The sequence below is a fragment of the Algiphilus aromaticivorans DG1253 genome (genome assembly GCF_000733765.1).
Taxonomy (GTDB): domain Bacteria; phylum Pseudomonadota; class Gammaproteobacteria; order Nevskiales; family Nevskiaceae; genus Algiphilus; species Algiphilus aromaticivorans.
The window spans coordinates 582,756-606,083 of sequence record NZ_JPOG01000001.1 but is presented as its reverse complement, the minus strand read 5'-3'; the positions used below and the strand labels follow the sequence as shown (position 1 = coordinate 606,083).

General features: G+C 65.8%; 19 protein-coding genes and 1 pseudogene. 6 read left to right on the top strand and 14 right to left on the bottom strand.

Annotated features, from left to right (window positions below; genetic code table 11):
• Positions 1 to 318: 318 nt before the first annotated feature.
• Positions 319 to 1,350: an IS30 family transposase gene (locus U743_RS02855; RefSeq protein WP_084191256.1), complete on the bottom strand. Its 1,032-nt coding sequence runs from the start codon at positions 1,348 to 1,350 to the stop codon at positions 319 to 321.
• A gap of 46 nt (positions 1,351 to 1,396) precedes the next feature.
• Here U743_RS02855 and U743_RS02850 point away from each other — a divergent pair.
• A pseudogene (locus U743_RS02850) lies at positions 1,397 to 1,825 on the top strand (Tn3 family transposase); the annotation flags it as partial.
• Positions 1,826 to 1,855: 30 nt separating this feature from the next.
• Here U743_RS02850 and U743_RS19005 read toward each other — a convergent pair.
• Together U743_RS19005 and cysC are read right to left on the bottom strand one after the other, a co-directional pair.
• Entirely contained in the window at positions 1,856 to 1,993 is a 138-nt protein-coding gene (locus U743_RS19005; RefSeq protein ID WP_156966308.1) for a hypothetical protein, read from the bottom strand.
• An 89-nt stretch (positions 1,994 to 2,082) separates the two neighbouring features.
• On the bottom strand, positions 2,083 to 2,694 hold the full coding sequence (gene cysC / locus U743_RS02845) for an adenylyl-sulfate kinase (RefSeq protein WP_043765377.1): 612 nt from the start codon (positions 2,692 to 2,694) through the stop codon (positions 2,083 to 2,085).
• Between the two features lie 160 nt (positions 2,695 to 2,854).
• On the opposite strand from cysC, the gene U743_RS02840 reads away from it, so the two are divergent.
• The 3 genes from U743_RS02840 to U743_RS02830 all read left to right on the top strand — a co-directional run bounded on the left by U743_RS02840 (position 2,855) and on the right by U743_RS02830 (position 5,387).
• The gene (locus U743_RS02840; protein ID WP_043765374.1) at positions 2,855 to 3,298 is read left to right on the top strand and encodes an Hsp20/alpha crystallin family protein; all 444 of its coding nucleotides are present in this window, start codon (positions 2,855 to 2,857) and stop codon (positions 3,296 to 3,298) included.
• Between the two features lie 68 nt (positions 3,299 to 3,366).
• Positions 3,367 to 4,278 carry a DnaJ C-terminal domain-containing protein gene (locus U743_RS19720; RefSeq protein WP_043765371.1) on the top strand — a complete coding sequence of 304 codons (912 nt, stop codon included), beginning with the start codon at positions 3,367 to 3,369 and terminating at the stop codon, positions 4,276 to 4,278.
• A 47-nt stretch (positions 4,279 to 4,325) separates the two neighbouring features.
• Positions 4,326 to 5,387: a hemolysin family protein gene (locus U743_RS02830; RefSeq protein WP_084191303.1), complete on the top strand. Its 1,062-nt coding sequence runs from the start codon at positions 4,326 to 4,328 to the stop codon at positions 5,385 to 5,387.
• Between the two features lie 6 nt (positions 5,388 to 5,393).
• Here the strand turns inward: U743_RS02830 and U743_RS02825 are convergent, their stop codons facing one another.
• The 4 genes from U743_RS02825 to U743_RS02810 form a co-directional block, all read right to left on the bottom strand.
• Positions 5,394 to 6,866, bottom strand: coding sequence for an amidase (locus U743_RS02825; RefSeq protein WP_043765369.1), 1,473 nt, complete (start codon positions 6,864 to 6,866; stop codon positions 5,394 to 5,396).
• A gap of 26 nt (positions 6,867 to 6,892) precedes the next feature.
• Positions 6,893 to 8,674, bottom strand: coding sequence for an acyl-CoA dehydrogenase C-terminal domain-containing protein (locus U743_RS02820; protein ID WP_043765367.1), 1,782 nt, complete (start codon positions 8,672 to 8,674; stop codon positions 6,893 to 6,895).
• 145 nt (positions 8,675 to 8,819) lie between these two features.
• The gene (locus U743_RS02815) at positions 8,820 to 9,713 is read right to left on the bottom strand and encodes a hypothetical protein (RefSeq protein WP_156966307.1); all 894 of its coding nucleotides are present in this window, start codon (positions 9,711 to 9,713) and stop codon (positions 8,820 to 8,822) included.
• A gap of 28 nt (positions 9,714 to 9,741) precedes the next feature.
• Positions 9,742 to 10,803 carry an OmpA family protein gene (locus tag U743_RS02810; protein WP_043765363.1) on the bottom strand — a complete coding sequence of 354 codons (1,062 nt, stop codon included), beginning with the start codon at positions 10,801 to 10,803 and terminating at the stop codon, positions 9,742 to 9,744.
• 372 nt (positions 10,804 to 11,175) lie between these two features.
• Between U743_RS02810 and U743_RS02805 the strand changes: the two genes are divergently transcribed.
• The gene (locus U743_RS02805) at positions 11,176 to 12,567 is read left to right on the top strand and encodes a TolC family outer membrane protein (protein WP_043765360.1); all 1,392 of its coding nucleotides are present in this window, start codon (positions 11,176 to 11,178) and stop codon (positions 12,565 to 12,567) included.
• A gap of 19 nt (positions 12,568 to 12,586) precedes the next feature.
• Here U743_RS02805 and U743_RS02800 read toward each other — a convergent pair whose 3' ends face one another.
• The 5 genes from U743_RS02800 to U743_RS19685 form a co-directional block, all read right to left on the bottom strand.
• The gene (locus U743_RS02800; RefSeq protein ID WP_052367456.1) at positions 12,587 to 14,503 is read right to left on the bottom strand and encodes an N-acyl-D-amino-acid deacylase family protein; all 1,917 of its coding nucleotides are present in this window, start codon (positions 14,501 to 14,503) and stop codon (positions 12,587 to 12,589) included.
• Between the two features lie 92 nt (positions 14,504 to 14,595).
• Positions 14,596 to 15,552, bottom strand: a complete 957-nt coding sequence (locus U743_RS02795; RefSeq protein WP_084191302.1) for a Nudix family hydrolase — start codon at positions 15,550 to 15,552, stop codon at positions 14,596 to 14,598.
• Positions 15,515 to 16,726 (bottom strand): bifunctional glutamate N-acetyltransferase/amino-acid acetyltransferase ArgJ, encoded by a 1,212-nt coding sequence (argJ, locus tag U743_RS02790; RefSeq protein ID WP_043765358.1) that lies wholly within the window; start codon positions 16,724 to 16,726, stop codon positions 15,515 to 15,517. Before argJ ends, U743_RS02795 begins: the two co-directional genes overlap by 38 nt.
• 12 nt (positions 16,727 to 16,738) lie before the next feature.
• Positions 16,739 to 19,555, bottom strand: coding sequence for a preprotein translocase subunit SecA (gene secA / locus U743_RS02785; protein ID WP_043765356.1), 2,817 nt, complete (start codon positions 19,553 to 19,555; stop codon positions 16,739 to 16,741).
• A 114-nt stretch (positions 19,556 to 19,669) separates the two neighbouring features.
• Positions 19,670 to 20,599, bottom strand: coding sequence for a M23 family metallopeptidase (locus tag U743_RS19685; RefSeq protein ID WP_043765354.1), 930 nt, complete (start codon positions 20,597 to 20,599; stop codon positions 19,670 to 19,672).
• A 19-nt stretch (positions 20,600 to 20,618) separates the two neighbouring features.
• On the opposite strand from U743_RS19685, the gene U743_RS02775 reads away from it, so the two are divergent.
• Entirely contained in the window at positions 20,619 to 20,951 is a 333-nt protein-coding gene (locus U743_RS02775; protein ID WP_043765352.1) for a hypothetical protein, read from the top strand.
• Between the two features lie 106 nt (positions 20,952 to 21,057).
• Here the strand turns inward: U743_RS02775 and lpxC are convergent, their stop codons facing one another.
• Together lpxC and ftsZ are read right to left on the bottom strand one after the other, a co-directional pair.
• Positions 21,058 to 21,975, bottom strand: a complete 918-nt coding sequence (lpxC, locus tag U743_RS02770; RefSeq protein WP_043765350.1) for a UDP-3-O-acyl-N-acetylglucosamine deacetylase — start codon at positions 21,973 to 21,975, stop codon at positions 21,058 to 21,060.
• A 139-nt stretch (positions 21,976 to 22,114) separates the two neighbouring features.
• A complete protein-coding gene (gene ftsZ / locus U743_RS02765; RefSeq protein ID WP_232226702.1) occupies positions 22,115 to 23,311 on the bottom strand; it encodes a cell division protein FtsZ in 1,197 nt (398 codons plus the stop codon).
• Between the last annotated feature and the right edge of the window lie 17 nt (positions 23,312 to 23,328).

The following is a 23,328-nucleotide window of genomic DNA, read 5'->3' as shown; positions in this document are numbered from 1 at the left end:
TTTCAACCAGTCGGCGACCATGTCTGTGGCTAGTGCCGCCGCGCTCATCGGAGCAGATACAGCGTATGGAGTGAAGGCTTGGCATCCCTTGAAGCCTTCAATGGGTGACGCATTCAGCAGCTTGAACCGGTCTTGAAAGTAATGCGGACCGGGGGGCCTGCGAAGACAACGGAAACACGCGTACCTCCTGTCGTCTACCCACAGCGCCTGGACGGCTTCCCCATTTCCACGCACGGACACAAACAGAAATGGCGGTACTGGACGATTCGCTGCAAGTCGATAGTGATTAAGCATCTCGCTCACCGCTTCTTGCTGGTCTCAAGAATCAAGTGCAACGCTTTCGTGAAATTTCGCCATTTCGTGGGCCATGACTTCTTCAGGCGTTTGCCAGTCCAGGGTTTTGCGTGGTCGCCCGTTGAGCAGGCGGGCGATGTCGTTGAGCTGGGTCTGGCTGACCGAGGAAAGGTCGGCGCCCTTGGGCAGGAATTGGCGCAGCAGGCCGTTGATGTTTTCGTTGCTGCCACGCTGCCAAGGCGCGTACGGGTCGGCGAACCAGATGTCGAGCTTCAGGCGTCGGGCGAGCTCGTCATGACGCGCCATCTCGCTGCCCCGGTCGTAGGTGAAGCTCTCGCGCATGAAGGCGGGGACCTTCTTCATCTGACGGGTAAAGCTCTCCAGCGCCGCATCGGCGCTGCAGTCGGCCATCTTGCAGAGCACGACGAAGCGCGTCTTGCGTTCGACCACGGTGCCGACAGCCGAGCGGTTGTAGGCGCCCTTGATGAAATCGCCTTCCCAATGGCCCGGCAGTTTGCGCTGCGTCACATCCTCGGGGCGATGAACGATGCGCAGATCGTCCGGCACCACCATGCCGCCTTTGCCGGCGGCGGTACGCCGTTTCTGGCCGCGCTGCGGCTTGTGCTGGCGCAGCGCCTCGACCATGGCCTTCTTCAGCGCCCCCTTGGGGTGCGCGTAGATGGCCGCGTAAATGGTCTCGTGGCTGATCTGCCAGTCAGATTCGTCGGGAAACATGCGTTCCAGTCTGCAGGCGATCTGCTCCGGCGACCAGGCGAAATAGATCAGGCGGTCGTGGACGTACTGCCACAGCGGCATGCCGGGTTGCAGCTTCCGATGCCGCCCGCAACGATGTCGTCGCTGCCGGTAGGCCGCACTCGCTGCCGTGGCGTCGTACGCCTTGCCGGCCAACGCATTGCGCCGACACTCGCGCGATATCGTCGACGGCGAGCGCCCCAACCGCCGGCTGATCTCTCGCGTCGTAACCTTCTGCTCAGCCAAGAGCATGATCGCCGCCCGTTCCTCCGCCGAGAGATGGCGGTAGCTTCTTCTTGTCATCGCAACACCGTATCTGCATCAGAGGTGGGTGTTGCACTTGGTTATTGAGTCTAAGAAGGTCATTCGCACGCTGTTTCTGCTCGACTATGTCGAGACCGAGGAGCTGCGCCGGGTAATCAATGCAGCGACAAATAAAAGCGAGGCATTCAACAACTTCATCAAGTGGGTGTTCTTTGGTAGCGAGGGCATCATTCAGGAGAACCTTGCTCATGAGCAGCGCAAGCTGGTCAAATACAGCCACCTGGTGTCCAGCATGATTTCGTTGCACAACGTACAGGCCATGACCGTGGTCATCCAAGCGCTCCGTCGGGAGGGAATGGAGATCACGCCGGAGATGCTTTCATACTTGTCTCCTTACCGGACTTGGCACATCAATCGATTCGGGGACTACGTGCTTGACTATGCCCGGCAGTCTGAACCGATGAAGCCGGATCTCCGCATCTTTGGACCCGATGGAACCCCGCTAAAAAAATAGCCCCGGTAGCGCCGATATTCTCCTTATTATTTATAGTGTTACGCCGATATAATGCACATTTTTCAGGAATCCCGGCCAACCCTCGAAATAGCCGTTGGTCGCGAAGGCCGCCGGCAGCGCAAGAACCAGTGGTAGCGCCAACAGCGCGCGGGCGCGTATCGAAGTCATGCTTGGCTCCCTCCCGTTTTCGGGCGCGAGTATCGGGGAGAGCACTCAGGCTGACAAAGACCTACGCCCGCTTTTTTTATGCCTATACGCTATTTCGAGCGCGTCACGGCACCGCGCTCGACGAGAAAGTCCAGTAACCGGCTCGTGCAGGCCGCCAGATCCTCGGCACCGGTGTCGATGACGATCTCGGGCTTTTCGGGTGCCTCGTAGGGCGAATCGATGCCGGTGAAGTGCTTGATCTCGCCGGATCGCGCCTTCTTGTAGAGGCCCTTCGGATCACGCGACTCGCAGACATCCAGCGGCGCCTTGACGTAGACCTCGATGAACTCGCCATCACCTACGAGGCCGCGTACCAGGTCGCGGTCGGCACGGAAGGGGGAAATAAAGGCGGTCAGCACGATAAGGCCGGAATCCACGAAGAGCTTGGCGACCTCGCCGATGCGCCGGATATTCTCGACGCGATCGGCTTCCGAGAAGCCCAGGTCCTTGTTCAGCCCATGGCGAACGTTGTCGCCGTCGAGCAGATAGCTGTGGTGGCCGGCACGGAAGAGCTCGCCCTCCAGGGCATTGGCCAGCGTCGACTTGCCGGAGCCGGAAAGCCCCGTGAACCAGAGGATGCAGGGCTTCTGTCCCGTTTGCTGCACCCGATCCGCGTGCGAAACCTGATGCGCGTGCCAGACGACGTTGCTCGACTTGTCCATGACCGCCTCGAACCTGCTCCTGCGAGTGAGCCCGCGATTATAGGGGTCACGCGCACAGCACACCCCCCTCTTGAAGACGACGCGCCCGACCACATCTTTAACGGTGTGGCGGCGATGACCGCCAGCCACTCACACAAGGAAAGACTTCAAGGAGGTCGCTATGAGTGTCACGCGTTATGAACCCTGGTCGCTGCATCGCGACCTTTGGAACGAGATGGGCCGTGCGCTGGAGCGCATGCAGCAGTCCGACGACGCCTCCAGCGGCGCCACGGCGGACTGGGTGCCCCCGGTCGACATCGAGGAGAGCAAGGACAGGTTCGTCATCTACGCCGATGTGTCGGGCATTGATCCCTCGTCCATCGATGTCACGCTGGAGAATGGCGTGCTGACGCTGTCGGGCTCCCGCGAGGGGCAGGTCGAGCAGCAGGACGCCGCCGAGCGGCGCCGTGTCGAGCGCGCCCGCGGGCGTTTCTACCGGCGCTTCACCCTGCCCGACACCGCGGATGCCGATAATGTGTCGGCGCGGGGCAACAACGGCGTGCTGGAGATCGTCATCCCGAAGCGCGCGGCCAGTCAGCCCCGGCGCATTTCAGTGGCTGCCTGATCGCAGCGCCGGGGTCGTGAGTGACGGGGCGCCACGTGCGCCCCGTTTTTGATGGAGACTTGCGCGTCATGGAATACAAGGATTACTACAAGGCGTTGGAAGTCGACAAGGGCGCGAGCGCTGACGAGATCAAGCGCGCCTACCGCAAACTTGCGCGCAAGTACCACCCGGACCGCAACAAGGACCCCGACGCCGAGACGCATTTCAAGGAGGTCAACGAGGCCTACGAAGTGCTTTCGGACCCCGAGAAGCGCAAGGCCTACGACCAGCTCGGCGCCAACTGGAAGTCCGGCGAGCAGTTCCGACCGCCGCCCGGCTGGGAGGGCGGCTTCCGGCAGAGCCGCCGCACCCAGGACTTCGGCGGCTTCTCGGACTTCTTCTCGACCGTCTTTGGCGCCGGCGGCGCCAGTGGTCGCGGCGCCCAGGACTTCGATCTCTTCGGCGACATGGGTGGCGGCGGCGCCGGTTTCCGCCGCGCCCCACCGGAGACGCGCGCCAAGCTCAGCGTCAGCGTGCGCGAGAGCTTCGAGGGCGCCACGCGCGCCGTCAACGTGGGCGGCAAGCGCCTGTCGGTGAAGATTCCGAGGGGCATCACCACCGGCCAGGTCATTCGCCTCTCCGGTCAGGGCCAGCAGGGCGGCGATCTGCTGCTCGAGGTGGCGCTGCGCCCCAGCGATGGCATGCGCGCCGACGGCAAGGATGTGCACGTCGAGGTGCCCGTGCCGCCCTGGACGGCCGCCCTCGGCGGCCAGGTGGAGGTGCCCACCCTCGGCGGGCGCGTCTCGCTGTCGATTCCGGCCGGGTCCATGGGTGGCCGCAAGATGCGCCTGCGCGGGCGCGGCCTGCCCGGATCCCCGCCCGGCGACACCTACGCCGAACTCGCCGTCGCCCCCCCGGAACCGCGAACGGACGCCCAGCGCGAAGCCTACGAACAGCTGCGCCGCGCCTTCGAGTCAGGCAGGGACAGCAAAATCGGCTGAACGCCATCTCGCGCTAGACTCGTTGGCCTACTCCTGCGGCAATCAACATGGGCCTACTGCTCTTTTTCTTGCTGCTGGCGCTGCTCGTGTCCTTCGCCTGTTCGATGTGGGAATCCGTGCTGCTGTCGGTCACCCCCAGCTATGTCACCCGGCACGAGCAGGAGGGCGACCCGACCGGCCGCCTGCTGCGCGAGTTCAAGCAGGATATTGATCGCCCACTGTCGGCGATCCTGACACTGAACACCGTCGCGCACACCGTCGGCGCGATCGGCGTAGGCGCCCAGGCCAACGTGCTCTTCGGGAGCGCCGGCCTGAGCATCCTGGGTGCGCGTCTCAGCTTCGAGGCAATCATCGCCGGTGGCGCGACCCTGGCCATCCTCGTGCTTTCCGAGATCATTCCGAAGACGCTGGGCGCGACTTACTGGGAACGCTTCGTGCCGCTGACGGTGCGCTGCCTCAAGTTCCTGATCATCGCGCTCTATCCCTTCGTGCGCCTCAGCGAGCTGATCACGCGCTTCCTCAAGGGTGGGGCAAAGGGCCCCGTCTTCTCGCGCGCCGACTTCCTGGCCATGGCGGAACTGGGCCGGCAGGAGGGCCGACTGGACGCCTCCGAGGCTTCGGTCATCCAGAATCTGCTGGCCTTCCGCGAGACGCGCGCTCGCCAGATCATGACGCCGCGCACTGTCGTTGTCGCCGCGCGCGGCAGCGATACCGTCGGCGACTTCCTCAGCGCCCATCCGGATCTGACCGTCTCGCGGCTGCCCGTCTACCCGGAGGATATCGACACCGTCACCGGCATCCTGCTGAAGGACGATCTGCTCGCCGCCGCGGCGCGCGACGAGCACGACCTCCGCATCGACAGCCTGGCGCGCGAGGCGCTCTTCGTCCTTGACCAGCAGCACCTGCCGCGGCTGCTGCGCCAGCTCACCGGCGCGCGCGCGCAGCTCGCCGTCGTCGTCGACGAATATGGCGTCACGCAGGGCGTCGTCACAATGGAGGACGTGGTCGAGACGCTGCTCGGCATGGAGATCATGGACGAAGCCGACACCGTCGCCGACATGCAGGAGTTGGCACGCGCCAACGGCAGCCGCCCGCTCGACGAGGACTGACCGGGACTAATCCGGGACGCGGTCAAACCAGGGCTGCGCAGCCTCCAGCTGCGTGGCCAGCGCCAGTAGCTCTCCCTCGCTGCCCCAGCGGCCGGTGAAATGGGCGCCTACCGGAAGCTTGGCCGCTGTCCAGTGCAAGGGCACCGACATGGCCGGCAGACCGGAGAGATTCGCCGCCTGCGTGAAGGGGGTCTTGGCCAGCGCCTCGAAGATCAAGCGGTCGACGAAGCCGCCACTCTTCAGCAGGCGCCCGCTGGGCAACCACAGCAGCGCCTTCTGCAGCGCCGCCAAGGCCGGCGGCGGGTCGAGCTCGCCAATGCGCACCGGCGGCGCCGCCACGGTCGGCGTCAGCCAGAAATCGAAATCGTCGAAGAAGTCGGCGTGGGCGGCGCCGATCTCCTGCCAGCGGCTCTGCAGCGCGACGTACTCGCCGGCCGACACCGCGCGCCCGATGGCCGCCAGCGTGCGCGTGTCGGGCTCGAAGTCGCGCTCGCGTGCGCCCGCCGCCACGGCCGTATCCACCGCCGCGGCGACCTGGCCGAAGTACATGCCGAGATAGGCGCGCGCCACCAGCATGCCGTCGATGGCCGGCTCGGCTTCCACCACCTCATGCCCGAGCGCTTCCAGTAGCGCGACCGTCTGCTCGATAGCCCGCACACACTCGGGATCGACGTCAGCACCGATAGGCGAGCGCGTGCTCCAGCCGATACGCAGCCGGCCGGGCGCTCGATTGGCCATCGCCTCGAAGGCCTCGGCCGGCGGCGCGACGTGATAGGGCGCCGCGCGCCCCGGCCCGGCCAGAACATCCAGCATACGTGCGGAATCGCGCACGCTGCGGCTGACCACGCCATCGCTGGAGGCGCCGTGCCAGTGCTCGCTCTCGGCGGGCGTGACCGGCACGCGACCGCGCGAGGGCCGCAGCCCGAAGAGGCCGCAGTGCGAGGCTGGAATGCGGATCGAGCCGCCGCCATCGTTGGCACCTGCCATGGGGACGACACCCGCCGCGACCGCTGCCGCCGCGCCGCCGCTGGAGCCGCCGGGTGTATGCGCCGGATTCCAGGGATTGCGGGTCGCACCCCACAGGCGCGACTCGGTGACGCCCTTGAGCGCCAGCTCCGGCGTCGTGGTCTTGCCGAAGATCACCATGCCGGCATCGAGCACGCGCTGGGTGTAATCCGAATGCTGTTCCGGCACCTGCTCGCGCAATGCGCGACTGCCTGCGGTGGTCGGAACGCCGGCGTGATCCTGGATGATGTCCTTGATCAGGAAAGGCACGCCCGCAAAGGCCCCCGCCAGCGGCTCCGCAAGCCGCTGGCGGGCGATGTCCGCCATGTCGATGCAGACCGCATTGACTTGCGGGTTGACCTCGGTCAGCCGCGCCTGGGCGAGATCGAACAGTGCCTCGGCTGTCGCCTCGCCCGAGGCACAGGCCTCGGCCAAGGCCACCGCATCCCTGCCGCGATAGTCCGCGAATTCCATCGACCGCCCTCCCCGGCCGTGGCCGATCAGAACTGCGCTTCGTCCAGCGCCATCAGCGACTCGGCCCCCGAACGCGCGGCACGGATATGCCAGGCCGTCTCGGGCAGCAGGCGCGCGAAATAGAAGCGCGCCGTGGCGAGCTTGGCGTCGTAGAAACTGTCGCCCTGCTTGTCCAGTGCAATGCGCGCCATGCGGGCCCAGAGATAGGCGTAGATCGTATGACCCAACACGCGCAGATAGGCCGTGGAGGCCGCACCAGCTTCGTCCGGGTTCTGCATGGCCTTGGCGCCGATCTCGCCGCTGAGCTTGGTCAGCTTGCCGCCGATGTCGGACAGCGGCTCGATGAATTCCTTCATATCCTCGCGCTCGGCGTTCTCCTTGATGAAGGCTTCCACGAGCTTGCCGAAGCGCTTGAGGCGCGCACCGCCGTCGCCCAGTACCTTGCGGCCGATGAGGTCCAGCGCCTGCACACCGTTGGTGCCCTCATAGATCATGTTGATGCGGGCATCGCGCACGAACTGCTCCATGCCCCATTCGCGGATGTAGCCATGGCCGCCGTAGCACTGCAGCGCCATGTTGGTCGTCTCGAAGGTGTTGTCGGTGATGAAGGCCTTGATCACCGGCGTCAGCAGCGCGACCAGCTCGGCGCATTCCTTGCGCACGGCTTCATCCGGATGGTGATGCTCCTTGTCGATCATCAGGCCGATCCAGTATGCGAAGGCACGGCCCGCCTCGGTGTAAGCCCTCTGCGTCATCAGCATGCGGCGCACATCCGGGTGCACGATGATGGGGTCGGCCGGCTTGTCCTTGGCCTTGGGGCCGGACAGCGACCGCATCTGCAGACGATCGCGCGCGTAGGCCACGGCGTTCTGGTAGGCGACTTCGGACAGGCCCAGCGACTGCATGCCCACGCCCAGGCGCGCGCCGTTCATCATGACGAACATCGCCGGCAGGCCGCGGTGCGGCTCGCCCACGAGCCAGCCCCTGGCTTCGTCGAGATTCATCACGCAGGTGGCGTTGCCGTGAATGCCCATCTTCTCCTCGATGGCGCCGCAGCGGATGCCGTTGCGCTCACCGGGGTTGCCCTCGGCATCGGGAATGAACTTGGGCACGACGAAGAGCGAAATACCCTTGGTGCCGGCCGGGGCGTCGGGCAGGCGCGCGAGGACCAGATGGATGATGTTGTCGGCCAGATCGTGCTCGCCCGAGCTGATGAAGATCTTGGAGCCGCTCAGACGATAGGAGCCATCGTCGTTGGGTTCGGCCTTGGTGCGCAGCAGGCCGAGGTCCGTGCCACAGTGCGACTCGGTTAGACACATCGTTCCGGTCCAGCTGCCCTCCACGATCTTGGGCAGATAGGTCTGCTTGATCTCATCCGTGGCGTGCGCGGCGAGACAGGCATAGGCGCCGTGCGTCAGCCCCGGATACATCGTCCAGGCCTGATTCGCCGAGTTCAGCATTTCGTAGAGGCAGTTGTTGACCAGCTCGGGCAGGCCCTGGCCGCCGAAATCCGGCGAGCAGGCCAGCGCCGGCCAGCCGGCCTCGACGTACTGGCGATAGGCTGCCTTGAAGCCGGTGGGCGCGGTCACGTTGCCGTCTGCTTCGCGCTTGCAGCCCTCGGCGTCTCCGCTGGCGTTGATCGGAAAGATCACTTCCGAGCAGAACTTGCCGGCCTCGTCGATCACCTGGTCGACGATATCGCCGTCAATTTCCGAGAAGTCCGGCATCTCCGAGAAGGCGCTGCCAACATCAAGAAGCTCGTGTAGCACGAACTGCATGTCGCGGGCGGGGGGCGTGTACTGGGGCATGTTGCGATTCCCTGTGTTGCGTTGAGGAGGTGACCCGAGGCCAGGACCATACTGTACCGTATGTTGAATCGGCAGGTTGCCCAAAACGCAGAAGGCCCGCCGAATGGCGGGCCTTCTGCTACGAGCGGCTCAGGTCACAGGAGAGCTAGAGTTCTCCAACCCCGAGCAGGCCACCGATGAAGCCGACAAGCTCTTCAACCAACGAAGGATCGAGCAAGCCTTGCAATGCCTGCACGAGGCCGCTGGACATCGGGTCTTCACCATCGCCGACCAGCAGCGCCTGCAGACCCTCGACAAGCTGACCTTCCGCGAACAGGTTCTGTACGAGATTGGCCAGCGAGCCGTCGCTTTCCAGCAAGTTGGCGAGGATCGCGACGAGATCGTCCTGCGAGACGTTGTCGGTGATCTGTGTCAGCGCCCCGTTCTCGGTGATCAGCAGATCAACCAGCCCCTGCTGACTGCCATCGCCGGTAATGACGCAGAGCGTGCCCAGGGGCACCTGGCAATCGGGGTCCGTGGGCTCGACCAGCAGCGCCATGATGAGACCGGAGAGACCACCCTCGCCGACCAGATCCTGCAGACCTTCACCCTGCTCGGTGCCCATGAGTAGATCGGCCAGGATGTCAGCCAGACCACCCTCGCCGTCCTCGCCACCCATCAGCAGCTGAGTGAGGCCCTCCTGCAGCTGGCCCTCCATGAGGAGATTCTCGACAAGGCTGGCGAGATCGCCGTCGCTCGCGAGCAGCGTCTCCAGCGCATCCTCCAGATCAGCCGTGTTGATGTTGCCGGCAATGGGTGCCAGCGCGCCGTCGTCGGCAAGCAGGGCGTCGACCAAGCCTTCGCCACCCTCGCTACCGGCGAGCACGCAGACACCACCCAGCGGCACCGAGCAGTTCTCGACGCCGGAATTACCGCCACCACCACCGCCGCCGCCGGGCCCGCCGGGCCCGACACCGGTCGTGTCATCGCCGCCCTGCGCGCAGCCGGCCAAGAGGCCGACTGCCGCCAGCGCGGCGAATGTGAGCTTCATTGCTTTCATGTCATTCCTCCGTGAATCAGTACTACCTTTAGTTGAGAATCCGGATCTCGACGCGACGATTCAGCTCGCGCCCTTCCTCGGTGTCATTGCTCGCCACCGGCTCTTCCTCGCCGTAGCCGCGCGCTTCCACCTGTCCAGCCGGAACGCCGTGGTCGATCAGGAACTGACGCACTGCCTCCGCGCGGCGCTGCGAGAGATCCTGGTTGTAGTCGTCGGATCCGAGACTATCCGTGTGACCGGCGACCTCGACCTCCAGATCCGGATAGCGATTGAAGAGATTCACCACCGGCATCAGCAGGCGGCGCGCATTGCCGTGCAGATCCGACGAATCGAAGGCAAAGAGCACGCCGTAGAGGTCGATGGTGTCGCCCAGGGCGCAACCCTCGCCGTCTACGCGCGTCCCGGCAGGCGTGCCGGGGCACTTGTCACCCTCATCCGGAATGCCGTCGCCATCGGAATCCTCCAGCTCGGCTTCCACCACGCGGACTTCAGGCTCCGGCTGCTCGGGTTGCTCCAACGGCTCGCGCTTGCCGAAGAGCGGGATCTCGATGCCGATCGAGGCCTGATAGTCCTGGAACTCATCGCCGAAGGTGTCGTAGATGTAGCGCAGCTCGCCGCGAAGCTTGATCTGCCCGGTCTCGATGATGGGTGCGGTCACGAAGCCGAGGCCGGCCGTGCCGTAGGGGTCGAAGCTGTCGCCGGAATAGTCGACATCCCGGACATCGTTGTAGTTGCCACCCACGCCGAGCAACGCGTAGGGCGTGAAACCCTCCCGATCGCCCAGAGCGTAGGTGCCATGCAACTCGATGCTGTGGCGGTAGAAATCGGTGAAGGAGGGGATGTCGGTCTCGAGGATCTGCGATTCCAGCGCCAGGCCCCAGCCCCAACGCGAGGGGTATTGCCAGCCGTAGACGAAACGCATGCCGTAACCTTCGTCGCCCGCCTCCATGGGCGTACGATCCTCGTCCATCATGGTATAGCCACCCAGGACGGAAAAATAGCTGCTGGTCTTGTCTTCCTCAGCCGCGGCATTGGCCGCAAAGATGAGGCCGGCGCAGGCCAGCCCCGAGGCGATGGAACGTAATTTCATGATGCTCTCCCTAGTGTACTAATGCGACTGCAATGCGCCGCGATTGAAGCTTTCATTCTAACGGCCCATGCTTTCATGCAACCGCCCCCTTGCCAATAAGGAAAACCCTTACATTGCGTAGGGGCAAAGCGGTTTCGCCGCCGGGGGCGACAGTTGCTGCGAACCGGTTCGCGACATGCGACCTGTCGGTAATCCACCCTCCAGCATGGGCAAACGTGAAGGGCCTATCCGTTCGGTACCGAACATAGCGGCGATCCCGCGTTGCCACCCGTGCGCCCACGGGTGGGCAAAACCACCACAAAGCCTTGGACGGACCAGTAGCCGCCATCGGGCTTGCTATGCTGCCGGGCCCCTCTTGCCGGAGCGCGCCGCATGCGCCGCTGCTTTGCCATCGTGCTGCTGTTTGCCCTGACGACTGAGCTCAAGGCGATGGATCTGGTGGCGGCCTTCGAGCGCGCCCTGCAAAGCGACCGTCAACTCGCAGCGGCGCGCCACGAGCGCGAAGCTGCGGCCGCCGGGCAGCCGCTGGCGCGTGCCGACTACCTGCCTCAGATCCTGGTCTCGGCCGCCCTCGGCTGCGAACGCCAGGATCAGAGCACGCGCGACGACTCCGGCGCCAACCCGACACCGGCGCGCGACTGCGCCGAGATCTTCGGCGCTGAGACAGCCCGCACCGAGAACATCGCCGCTGAACTGAGCCAGCCCGTCATCGACGCCCCTGCCTGGCTGGGAATGCGCCGCGCCGAGCGCGCCACCGCCCGCGCCGACATCAGGCTGGCCGAGGCCGAGCAGGCCCTGCTGCTGCGCGTGGCGAGCACCTACTTCGACGTGCTCGCCGCCGACGACGCCCTGCGCTTCGCTCTGGCCGAGCGCGACGCCGTCACCGAACAGCGCGAGCTGGCCGAGCAACGCTTCGAGGTCGGCCTGTCGGCCATCACGGACGTACAGGAGGCGCAAGCGCGCTACGACCTGACAATCGCGCGTGCGCTGGAGGCTGCACAGGCGCTCTTCGATGCCCGCGACGCGCTGCAGGAAATCATCGACCAGCGACCCGCCGAGTTAGCGCGCCCCGAAACCGCCTTCTCCACGCCGCCACCGGACCCGGCAGAGCTCGAGCCCTGGATCGAGCGCGCACGCGCGCAGAATCTGACACTGCGCATTGCCGAGCTCGACGCCGAGCTGGCCGAGCGCGACACCGCCATCGCCCGCGCCCAACGCTGGCCGACGCTGGAACTGGAGGGACGCTACGGGCGCAGCGAGCAGCCCGGCTTCGTGCTCAGCACGGAATCGCGACGCATCGGCCTGTTGCTCGAGGTTCCAGTCTTCACCGGCGGGCGCATCAGCGCGCAGGTGGATCAGGCCGCTGCCATCGCCGACCAGCGCGACGCCGAGCGCGAGGGCACGCTGCGCAGCGTGCTGCGTACTGCGCGCAACAGCTTCCAGAGCATCCGCACCAGTCGCGCACGCGTGGCTGCGCTACAGAAGGCGGTGCGCTCCAACGAGACGGCGCTGGAAGCCGCCGAGGCCGGCATCGAGGTCGGCACGCGTACGGCCGTCGACGCGCTGGACGCCCAGCAGACTCTTTTCGGCGCGCGCAGTGATCTGTCGCGCGCGCGTTACGACTACATGCTGGCCGTGCTGGAACTGGAGCGCGCCGCCGGCAGCCTCGGCCCGGACGACCTGCTGCGCCTCAACAAGCTGCTCAGTCCGGGCGAGCCTCTGTTGAAGGCCGCGGTCGTCGAAGCCGAGCTGATGCGGCAGTAGGCAGGCTCAGACAGCGGGCTCAGGCGGCAACGCGCGTCGCTGTATCGACGGCCTGCGCGGCCTCATGGTCACGGTTGCGCAGAAGCCGGCCCATGGGCTTGCAGCCGAAATCGGGCGTGAAGGCACCGTCGGCGAAAGCGCAGTGCCCGGCGACGTAAACGCGCCTCACCACACCTTCCGAGCGATTGACCAGCTGGTGGTGCTGGAAGGCGTCTCGCCAGATGTACTGATAGGTGGCCTCGGGCTCCCAGGCCGCCAAGGTCTTCGGGTCGACGAGCAACAGATCGGCGGCTGCGCCCGGCTCCAGCCGGCCGGCGTCAATGGCAAAGAAGTCCGCCGGCTCGCGTGTCAGCCGACGCACCGCCTCCGCCACCTTGGCCTCACCGTGGCGCTGCGCGATCTTGAGCATACGCAGGTTGCCGTCGTAGAAGGCCATATTGGTGAGATGCGCCCCGCTATCGTTGAATCCGGGCAGCAGTTTGGGATTGAACAACAGCTCCTCGACCACCGCCATGTCGCGGTTGGCCGAGATCGTCCACCAGCGCAGATCGGTGTCGAAGCGGCGCAGCAGGTGCAGAAAGAAATCGGCCTCGTCGGGGGCCTGCGGGAAGCTGGCGAAGGTCTCGGCCTCGGCCTCGCTGCGCACGCCGCTACCGTCGTGCTGCCAGACGAGCAGGCGCTCGCGCACGGCCGCCATGGTCTCGCCGCGCCACTCGGCAACCGGGCAGTCGTCGATGGTCATGTCGGCCAGATCGCGCGACAGCACGTTGTCATCCATGCGCAGCCAATGCTTGATGCGCGCCAGATTGAAGCCGTGCCGGCCGTGGTACCACATGCGCCGGAAGTCAGTGACGTACTCGGGATCAGCGAGGATTCGCTGGCGGCTGGCGCGATCTTCCAGGTCGCACTCATTGAGGCGGCGCAGCGCGGGAATCTCTTCGGCGATCGGCGTGATGACACCGTCGGCCCAGGTCTTGAAGCGCGCCGGCAACGCCTGGAAGCGGAAGTGCCCCCCCACCAGTCGCGAATTCAGAAGGCGCGACAGCAGCAGCCCCATCTTCAGGATGGAGCGGTTCATCGCGAGGTCGATGGCCGCGACGGCGGTGACCTTCAGCGGCTTGCCGAAGAGGCGCCCGGAAGTCAGCAGGAAGTTGCGGAAGACACCGACCTTGCTGTCTTTCGGCGGTGTCGCCTGCCAGACGCGCCCCCAGCGGCGCACGACGTTGGTCAGTCGCTTGAGCTCACGATAGGGCGCGAACTGCGTCGGAATCTGCTTGCGCACGTTGGGCTGGTTGGCGAGAAAATGGAAAGGCAGCGAATCGGTGGAGAAGCCGACGTAGCCTTCCGTCATCCCCTTCTCGACCAGTCGCTCCATCTGCGCCAACTCGGCTTCGGTCGGGTCGCGCTCCACTGAATCCTGCATACCCATGACCTCGATGCGCAGCATCGAGTGCGGGACCATGGCCACGACGTTCGGGCCCAGCGGCAGGCCGTCGAAGTGATCGAGATAGGCGGCGGAATCGGACCAGTCCACCGCATCGGCCACCTTGGTGAGTACATGCTTGGGCACGTTCTCGACGCGCGCGAAACAGTCGACGATGGGGTCGGCGCCGTCGCGCCGCTGATTGCCGTAGGCCAGGCCCAGCGAGCAGTTCGACATGACCACCGTCGTGCTGCCGTGGCGCACCGCCTCGGGGAGCCCCGGCGCCAACTCCACTTCCAGATCGAAATGGGTGTGGATATCGAGTAACCCAGGCATAAGCCAGAGCCCGTCGGCGTCTATCTCCTCGCGCCCCGACGCAAGGCCTTCGCCCACGGCAGCAATACGCCCGTCGCGGATGGCGACATCCTTCGTAACCGGTGCGCTTCCGGTGCCATCGAAGACGCGCGCGCCGCGAATCACCGTATCGAAAGTCGTGCCCGTGCTGCCTTCCATGAGCGTTTCTCCGCGTATCGTTTTGCGGTCAGCCTAGCGGCGCCTCGCCGGCATCGCATTCGTTGTTTTGCACGAAGACCGCTGAAAGACGCTCAGCGCCTGGGCCAGAAGGCGCCGATACCGGCGCAACCCTGTCCGCCACGGGCGCGCGCCTTGGCGGCGTCGGCCGGCTTCATGCCGCCGATTGCGTAAACCGGCAGGCCGGCATCGGCCGCCAACGACTCGAAACCACTCCAACCCAGCGGCGACACGCCGGGATGACTTGCGGTGGCCTCGACGGGGCCCAATACAGCAGCCTCCGCGCCAAGCGTGCGGGCGCGCCTGATCTGCTCGGCGTCGTGCACGGAGGCGATACAGCTCAAACCCGCCATAGCTTCCCCGGCAGCCAGTGCCGCGCCGTCGAGATGCAGACGGCAGCCCAGCCGCGCGGCCAGCGCCGACCCGCGGTCGACCACCAGCCGATGCGCTCCGATGCTGCCTGCGACTTGTTCGGCCAAGCGCGCGTACTCAGCTTGCGGCATCGCCGGCAGGCGTAGCCGCAGCAAGGCACCCTCCGGAAGATCGTCGAGGCCTCCAAGCACTGCCTCCACCTGCATATCGACAGCGGTAAATACGTAGTGCACCGGCAGGCGCAGCGCCGTCACGATGGGCGCGTCGGCAGCCAACAGCGGCCAGTCGACGAGCGCGCCCGGCGCCACCCATTCCAGGCGCTGGCCCTCGAGACCCTGTGGCTGCCCCTGCCAGTCACGGCACTCGAAGACTTCCAGTGCCACCGACAACTCCGGGTAATCGTGGCGCAGGCGGATCAGCGGCTCCAGCGCGCCGGCGGCAATGCCCAGTTCCTCCGTCAGCTCGCGCCGCAGGGCAGCTTCGGCGGTCTCGCCGGACTCGATCTTGCCGCCTGGGAATTCCCATTGCCCGGCGTAGGACTTATGCGGCCCGCGTTGGGCGAGCAGCACGCTGCCGTCGGGTGCGCGCAGCGCTGCCGCGGCAACCCGCAGCGGCTCGGCTTCAGCTGCGGTACTCGGCGTTGATGCGGACATAGTCATGCGAGAGATCGCAGGTATAGACCGACGCCTGCGCGTCGCCGCGACCGAGATCGATATTCACGCCGAACTCTGCGCGCGCGAAGACAGCGCTTCCCCTGGCTTCGCTGTACTCGGGATGCGGCTCACCGCCGGCGATCAGCGGCACCTCGTCGATGGCGATGGCCACACGCGACAGGTCCAGGGCCTCCACCGGCGCACGCCCCACGGCGGCGAGGATCCGTCCCCAGTTGGCATCACCGGCGAAGGCGGCTGTCTTGAACAGCGGCGAATGCGCCAGCGTGTAGGCCACGCGCCGTGCCTCGCTCCGGTCCCGCGCGCCGGCCACCGAGATGGTGATGAAACGGGTCGCGCCCTCACCGTCGCGCACCACAGCCTGCGCCAGTTCGACACAGAGCTCTGCCAGCGTCGCCTCGAAAGCGGCGAGCTGCTCGCTATCCGGGACCAACGCCGCGCCGCCGGCTGCGCCGGTAGCCATTAGCATCAGGCTGTCGTTCGTGGAGGTATCGCCGTCGACGGTAATGGCGTTGAAGCTGTCGGCGGCGGCACGCCCCAACACCTCCTGCAAGGTGGAACGCGAGATGGTGGCGTCGGTGGCAATAAAGGCGAGCATCGTCGCCATATCGGGGCAGATCATGCCCGCCCCCTTGGCGATGCCGGTGATGGTGAGGGTCTGTCCATCGATGCTGAGCTGCCGGCTGACCGCCTTGGGCTGCGTGTCGGTGGTCATGATGGCGCGCGCCGCCTCCAGCCATCCGTCCGGGCGCAGCCGGTCAGCCGCGCGCGGAACGGCCGAGGCGATGCGTGCGGCGGGTAACGGCTCGCCGATGACGCCGGTGGAGAAGGGCAGCACCATGCCGCCGACTTGCGTCTCGGCTGCCGCCGTGCAGTGGCGGGCAGCTTCCAATCCTGCCGCACCGGTGCCGGCGTTGGCGTTGCCGCTGTTGATCAGCAGGCCACGCACGGCAGTGCGCTCGCGTAGCCGACTGCGGCAGATCTGTACCGGCGCCGCCGAGAATGCGTTGCTCGTGAACAGGCCCGCGACGCTGGTTCCGGCGTCCAGCGCGATCAGCAGCAGATCCTCGCGGCCGGCCGTGCGCACTCCTGCCGAGGTGATCCCCAGACGCACGCCGTCGACCGGTAGAAGATCACCGGGAGCAGACAGATTCACCGCCATGTGCGCGCGCCCCTATTCCACCCGGCCGTGGCAGTGCTTGTACTTCTTGCCGGAGCCGCAGGGGCAGGGCTCGTTGCGGCCGACCTTGGGCACGTCGCGCTTGACCGTCTCCGGCTTCTGCGGCGCCGGCTGACGCGCGCCCGCGCCGATGGGCAGCTGGCGCCCGCCGCCCGAAGCCGCCCCGGCGGTGCCACTGGACGCGGCTTGCGCGGCAGCCGCATCCGCAGGCGGCGGCTGAGCACCGGCAGGCACCGCGCCGGTGGCCACGCGCTCGGCTTCGGCGTGCTGCAGCTCGACCTTGTCGGGCTCGCGGCGTTGGGCTTCCACGGCCTGAACATCCTCCTCGCTCCTGATCTGCACACGCGCCAGCACCGAGATCACCTCGTGCTTGAAGCGGGCGATCATGTCGCTGAACATCGCGAAGGCTTCCTTCTTGTACTCCTGCTTGGGGTCGCGCTGCGCGTAACCACGCAGGTGGATGCCCAGCCGCAGATAGTCCATGGCCGCCAGATGCTCACGCCAGAGTCGGTCGAGCACGTTCAGCGACACGGCCTTCTCGAAGTGCTGCAATACCTCGGCGCCAACCTGCTCGCGCTTGCTCTCGTAGGCGCTCACCATCGCCTCCCGAATACGCTGGCGCAGGCCCGCCTCGTTGAGATCCTTCTCCTCCTCCAGCCATTGCCGCAGCGGCAGCTCCAGCTCGAAGTCCTTGCGCAGCGCTTCCTCGAGATCACCCACCTGCCAGAGCGTCTCCACGCTCTGTGGCGGGATATGGGCATCGATAACGCCATCGACCACCTCGTCGCGGATGTTCTCGATGAGATCACCGACATCGTCGGCGCTGATCACGTTGTCGCGCAGCTCGTAGATGACCTTGCGCTGGTCGTTGGCGACGTTGTCGTAGTCGAGCAGGTGCTTGCGAATATCGAAGTTGTGCGCCTCGACCTTGCGCTGGGCGGTCTCGATGGCGCGCGTGACCCAGCGGTGCTCGATAGCCTCGCCCTTTTCCATGCCCATGTTCTGCAGCATCGAGCGCATGCGCGGCGGCGTGAAGATGCGCATGAGGTTGTCGTCGAGCGACAGATAGAAACGTGTCGCGCCCGGGTCGCCCTGACGCCCGGCGCGGCCACGCAGCTGGTTGTCGATGCGCCGCGACTCGTGGCGTTCCGAGCCAACGACAAGCAGACCGCCGGCATCCACCACTTGCTGATGACGCTGCTCCCACGCCTGACGCGCGGCCTCGCGGGCAGCAGTGTCCTCTTCGGGGATCCGGGCCAGCTCGGCATCCAGCGAACCGCCGAGAACGATATCGGTACCGCGGCCCGCCATGTTGGTGGCGATGGTGACCGAACCCGGCGCACCCGCCTGGGCGATGATGTCGGCCTCGCGTTCATGCTGCTTGGCGTTGAGCACCTCGTGCCGGATCTGGTTCTTGTCGAGGAGCTTGGAGAGCAACTCGGAGGTCTCGATGCTGGCCGTGCCGAGCAGCACCGGCTGGCCCTTGTTATGTGCCTCCACAACCTCCGCCGTAACAGCCTCGAACTTCTCCTCGGCGCTGATGTAGACGAGATCGGCACGATCGTCGCGAATCATCGGCTTGTGCGTCGGGACGACGACCACTTCCAGCCCGTAGATGGACTGGAACTCGTAGGCCTCGGTGTCGGCAGTGCCGGTCATGCCGGCAAGCTTGTCGTAGAGGCGGAAGTAGTTCTGGAAGGTGATCGATGCCAGCGTCTGGTTCTCCTGCTGGATCGGCACGCCTTCCTTGGCCTCGACGGCCTGGTGCAGGCCATCTGACCAGCGCCGGCCCGTCATCATGCGGCCGGTGAACTCGTCGATGATGATCACATCGCCGTCGCGCACGATGTATTGATCGTCGCGCTTGTAGAGATGATGGGCGCGCAGTGCCGCGTTGAGGTGATGCATCAGCACGATGTGCTGCGCGTCGTAAAGGCTGTCGCCCTCCTCGAGCAGCCCGGCCTCACGCATCAGCTCCTCGACGTGATCGTGGCCTTCCTCGGTGAGATAGATCTGTCGGTTCTTCTCTTCGACCGAGAAATCGCCTGGGCCATCCTCTTCTTCCTGCTTGACCAGCCGGGGCGCGATCTCGTTGACGCGCTTGTAGAGATCCGGCTTGTCATCGGTCGGCCCGCTGATGATCAGCGGCGTGCGCGCCTCGTCGATGAGGATGGAGTCGACCTCGTCGATGATGGCGTAGGCATGCCCGCGCTGCATCTTGTCTTCCGGCCGGAAGGCCATGTTGTCGCGCAGGTAGTCGAAGCCGAGCTCATTGTTGGTGCAGTAGGTGATGTCGGCCTGGTAGGCGGCACGCTTCTCTTCGCGCTCCTGCTGCGGCACGACCACACCCACGGTCAGCCCCAGGCCACGGTAGAGGCGGCCCATCCATTCGGCGTCGCGACGGGCGAGGTAATCGTTGACGGTGACTACGTGCACGCCCTTGCCCGTGAGCGCGTTGAGATACACCGCCAGCGTTGCGACGAGGGTCTTGCCCTCACCGGTCTTCATCTCGGCGATTCGGCCACTGTCGAGGACGGAAGCACCGATTAGCTGCACATCGAAGTGCCGCATGCCCAGCCAGCGCCTGCCGGCTTCGCGCACTACCGCGAAAGCCTCCGCGCGCAGCGATTCGAGGCTGGCGCCATCAGCCAGGCGCTGGCGGAGTTCAGGGGTCTTGGCGGCCAGCTGCTCGTCGGAAAGCGCCTGCAATTCCTCCTCGAACGTGCCGACCTGTCCGACCAGGCCACGCATGCGGGAGACGACGCGCTGGTTCCGGCTGCCGAACAGCCGGGACATCAGATTGTTGAACATCTAAAGCTCGCGGGAAGAAAACGAAGCCGCGCCGCACCAGTTCCGGGCGGCGTCAGCCGCGCATTATGCCGGCTGGCGCGGGCCGAGACAGGAGACGCGCGTATGTCCCGACGTTCAGCGTGCGGCGTGCACGTATTTCGAGGGGTTCACGGCCTTGCCGTTGTGCCAGACCTCGAAGTGCAGATGCGGGCCGGTGGCGCGCCCGGAGGCGCCGACCTCGGCGATGACCTGACCGCGCGTCACGCGCTCGCCGGCGCGCACCAGCAGCTTGCTGTTGTGCCCGTAGCGGGTCGAGTAGCCATTGCCGTGATTGATCTCGACCATCTGGCCATAACCACTGCGCATCCCCGAAGACTCGACAATGCCGGAGCCAACCGCCGAAACATCGGTACCCGGACGTGCCGCGAAGTCGAGACCGTAGTGAGACGCCGGCCGTCCCGTGAAGGGATCGGTACGGCGCCCGTAACCGGAGGAGATGTAACCGCTGGTCACTGGTCGACCCTCTGGGCGCGAAGCCTCACGCGCCTGGGCGTCTACGAGCATGTCCTCGAGCACGCTCAGCTGGCGCGAGCGGCTGCGCACCCGTGCTTCCAGCGCATCGAGCTCGTCGAGCAGCTGGCCAAGCTCCGGGGTATCGCCCTCCTCCGAAATGGGACCACCAAGCGCCGGTGGCTGGCCGAAGTCGAATTCCCCCTCGTCCAGATTGGCCAGCCGCGTCATCCGCTCGCCAGCAGCATCGATGCGCGCGATGTGCGCCTGCAGGGTCGCGATACGGCGCGCGAAAGCCGCCGATTCATCGTGAATGCGGCTACGCAGCTCATCGAGCTCGCCCTTGTGCTCCGCCGTATCCATCGTGCCGATGTCGACGACCTCCACGCGCGGCGGAACCAGCCAGCCGTGCAACTTCCAGCCGCCAACGATCAGCAGCGCCGCCAGCAGAAAAGCGGTGCAGCCAACGCCGGCTGCGAGCAGCCCTGCCTTCGCTCTGGCGGTATCGAAGCGCCGCGTCGTACCGCGCCGATGGTCTACGATAATGATCTGCATCGGTCAGAGATTTCCTTAAGTGACGCAGTCCGACGGCAATGAGCGCAAGCAAGCGGACAAGCTGTCCGAGCTGATCAGCGCCCGAGGCGCGACGACGTCGCGCATTCTCGCCCGTGCCAGCCGACTGCAGCAGCTGAGCGAAGCGGTCCAGGCAATGCAGGCGCCCTGGGCGGCCGCGCTGCGCGTGGGTAACATCCGGGATGACGCCGTGGTGCTGTTCGCCGACAACGCCGCCGCCGCCACGCGCGCGAAGCTGGAATCGCAGCGCATCGCTGACTGCCTGCGCGCTGAAGGCGTCGACTGCGCACGGCTGATCTTCCAGGTTCGGCCCGCGCGGCACGCAAGAGGCTGAGCGGGGCGCAGCGCGCCCCGAATATGACTCGGTGACAAATGCATGACGGGGAGTCTAGGCAGACAAGCGCTTGCTGACAACTCCGCGCCCGCCGCGCGGCACCTTTTCAGGCCGTCGCCGGCAGCGCCGGGCTGAAGCGTACCGGCGCCTCCTCGCTGTCGGGCACCGTTACCAACTCCCAGGCCTCGGGCGTGTCGAGCAGCGCGCGCGCCAGCTTGTTGTTCATCTCGTGCCCGGCCTTGAAGGCCGAATAAGCGCCGAGAATGCTGTAGCCGACGAGATAGAGATCCCCCACCGCATCGAGCACCTTGTGGCGCACGAACTCGTCGTCATAGCGCAGACCATCGCGATTGAGCACGCGGTACTCGTCCAGCACGACAGCGTTCTCCAGGCTACCGCCCAACGCGAGATTGCGCGCCCGCATGAATTCGACGTCCTGCATGAAGCCGAAGGTGCGTGCACGCGCGACCTCGCGCACATAGGCCGTACTGGAGAAATCCACCGTCACATGCTGACGTGTGCCGCGAACCACCGGATGTGCGAACTCGATACCGAAGGACAGCCGGAAGCCGTTATGCGGCTCCAGGCGCGCCAGCCGGTCACCATCCTGTACCTGCACGGGCTTCTTGATGCGCAGGAACTGCTTGGCAGCGTTCTGCTCGACGATGCCGGCCGATTGCAGCAGGAAGACGAAGGGCCCCGCGCTGCCGTCCATGATCGGCACCTCGGTGGCGGAAAGCTCTACCACGACGTTGTCCACACCCATGCCGGACAGCGCCGACAGCAGATGCTCAACGGTCTGCACCTTGAGACCGGTATCGCTCGTCAGGCAGGTGCAGAGCTGCGTATCGGTGACCAGATGCGCGCTTGCGGGAATCTCGGGCGCGTCGGGCAGGTCGATGCGCCGGAAGACCACACCGGTGTCCGGCTCGGCGGGCAGCAGAGACATATAGACCTTGCGGCCGCTATGCAATCCGACGCCGGAAGCGCGGACGGTATTCTTCAGTGTTCTTTGTCTGAGCATCGGCGCGGTAGCGGAAGCGCAAGAGCGCTATACGAGAGCATTAATTGTTCATTATGACAGCAGGATGAAGCTGCTTCCAGCCTGAACGCCCGGCGGGCGCGGCCCCGGCACGCGCCGGAGCCGCGCCTTCCGGAGGCCATCAGTCGGCCTGGTTGCGCAGGAAGGCCGGGATATTCAGCACCTCATCGTCCGGAATGCTGCCGCGATGAAAGTCCTGGCCGACCGCCACACGACCGCCCGATTCACGCATGACGGCGGGCACTTCGACCGAGCGCTGGCGGGGCTGGCCATTGACATCGGCCTGCTGCTGACGGCCGATGGGCGTGACGTTGCTGCTTGCGTCATGCACAGGCTGCTGCTGCGAATGCGAGCCGCCCAGGCCAGTGGCCACAACGGTGACGCGCAGCTCGCCGTCCAGCGACTCGTCGAGCGAAGTGCCGAACTTGAGATCGACGTCCTCGCTGGCGATCTCCAGCACGCGGCCCATGATGCGATTGATCTCGCCCATCTTGAGCGAGTGGTCGCAGGCGACGTTGACCAGAATGCCCTGGGCGTTGGTCAGCTCGATGTCATCCAGCAGCGGACTGGTCAGCGCCTCGTCGACGGCGTTGATGGCGCGATCGTCGCCCGAGGAGCGACCCAGCCCCATCATCGCCTTGCCGCGCGAGCGCATGACGGTGGAAACGTCCGCGAAGTCGACGTTGACCTGACCGGGGCGCGTGATGAGATCCGAGATACCCTGCACGGCGTTCTGCAGCACGTCGTTGGCCTTGCGGAAGCACTCGTTCATGGTGGCATCGTCACCCAGCACGCGCTGCAGCTGCTCGTTCGGGATCAGGATCAGCGAATCAACATGCTTGTGCAGCTCGCTGATGCCCGCCGTGGCGGCGCTGTTGCGCTTCTTGCCCTCGAACATGAAGGGCTTGGTGACCACCGCCACCGTCAGGATATCGAGCTCGCGCGCGATCTCGGCAATGACCGGGGCCGCACCGGTGCCGGTGCCGCCGCCCATGCCCGCGGTGAGGAAGAGCATGTCCGTGCCTTCCAACAGATCGCGGATGCGGTCGCGGTCTTCCTCGGCCGCGGCACGCCCCTTCTCGGGATCGCTGCCCGCACCGAGCCCCCGCGTCACGGTGGCGCCGATCTGCAGGATGTTCGCCGCCCGGGCCCGGTCCAGATGCTGGCGGTCGGTGTTGGAACAGATGAACTCGACGCCTTCGATCTCGGCCTCGACCATCTGGTTGACGGTGTTGCAGCCACCGCCCCCGACGCCGATAACACGGATGATGGCTCGATCCGGGGATTGTCCGTCCAGAACCTCAAAGATTTCGCTCATGGTGAAGCCTCCTAAAG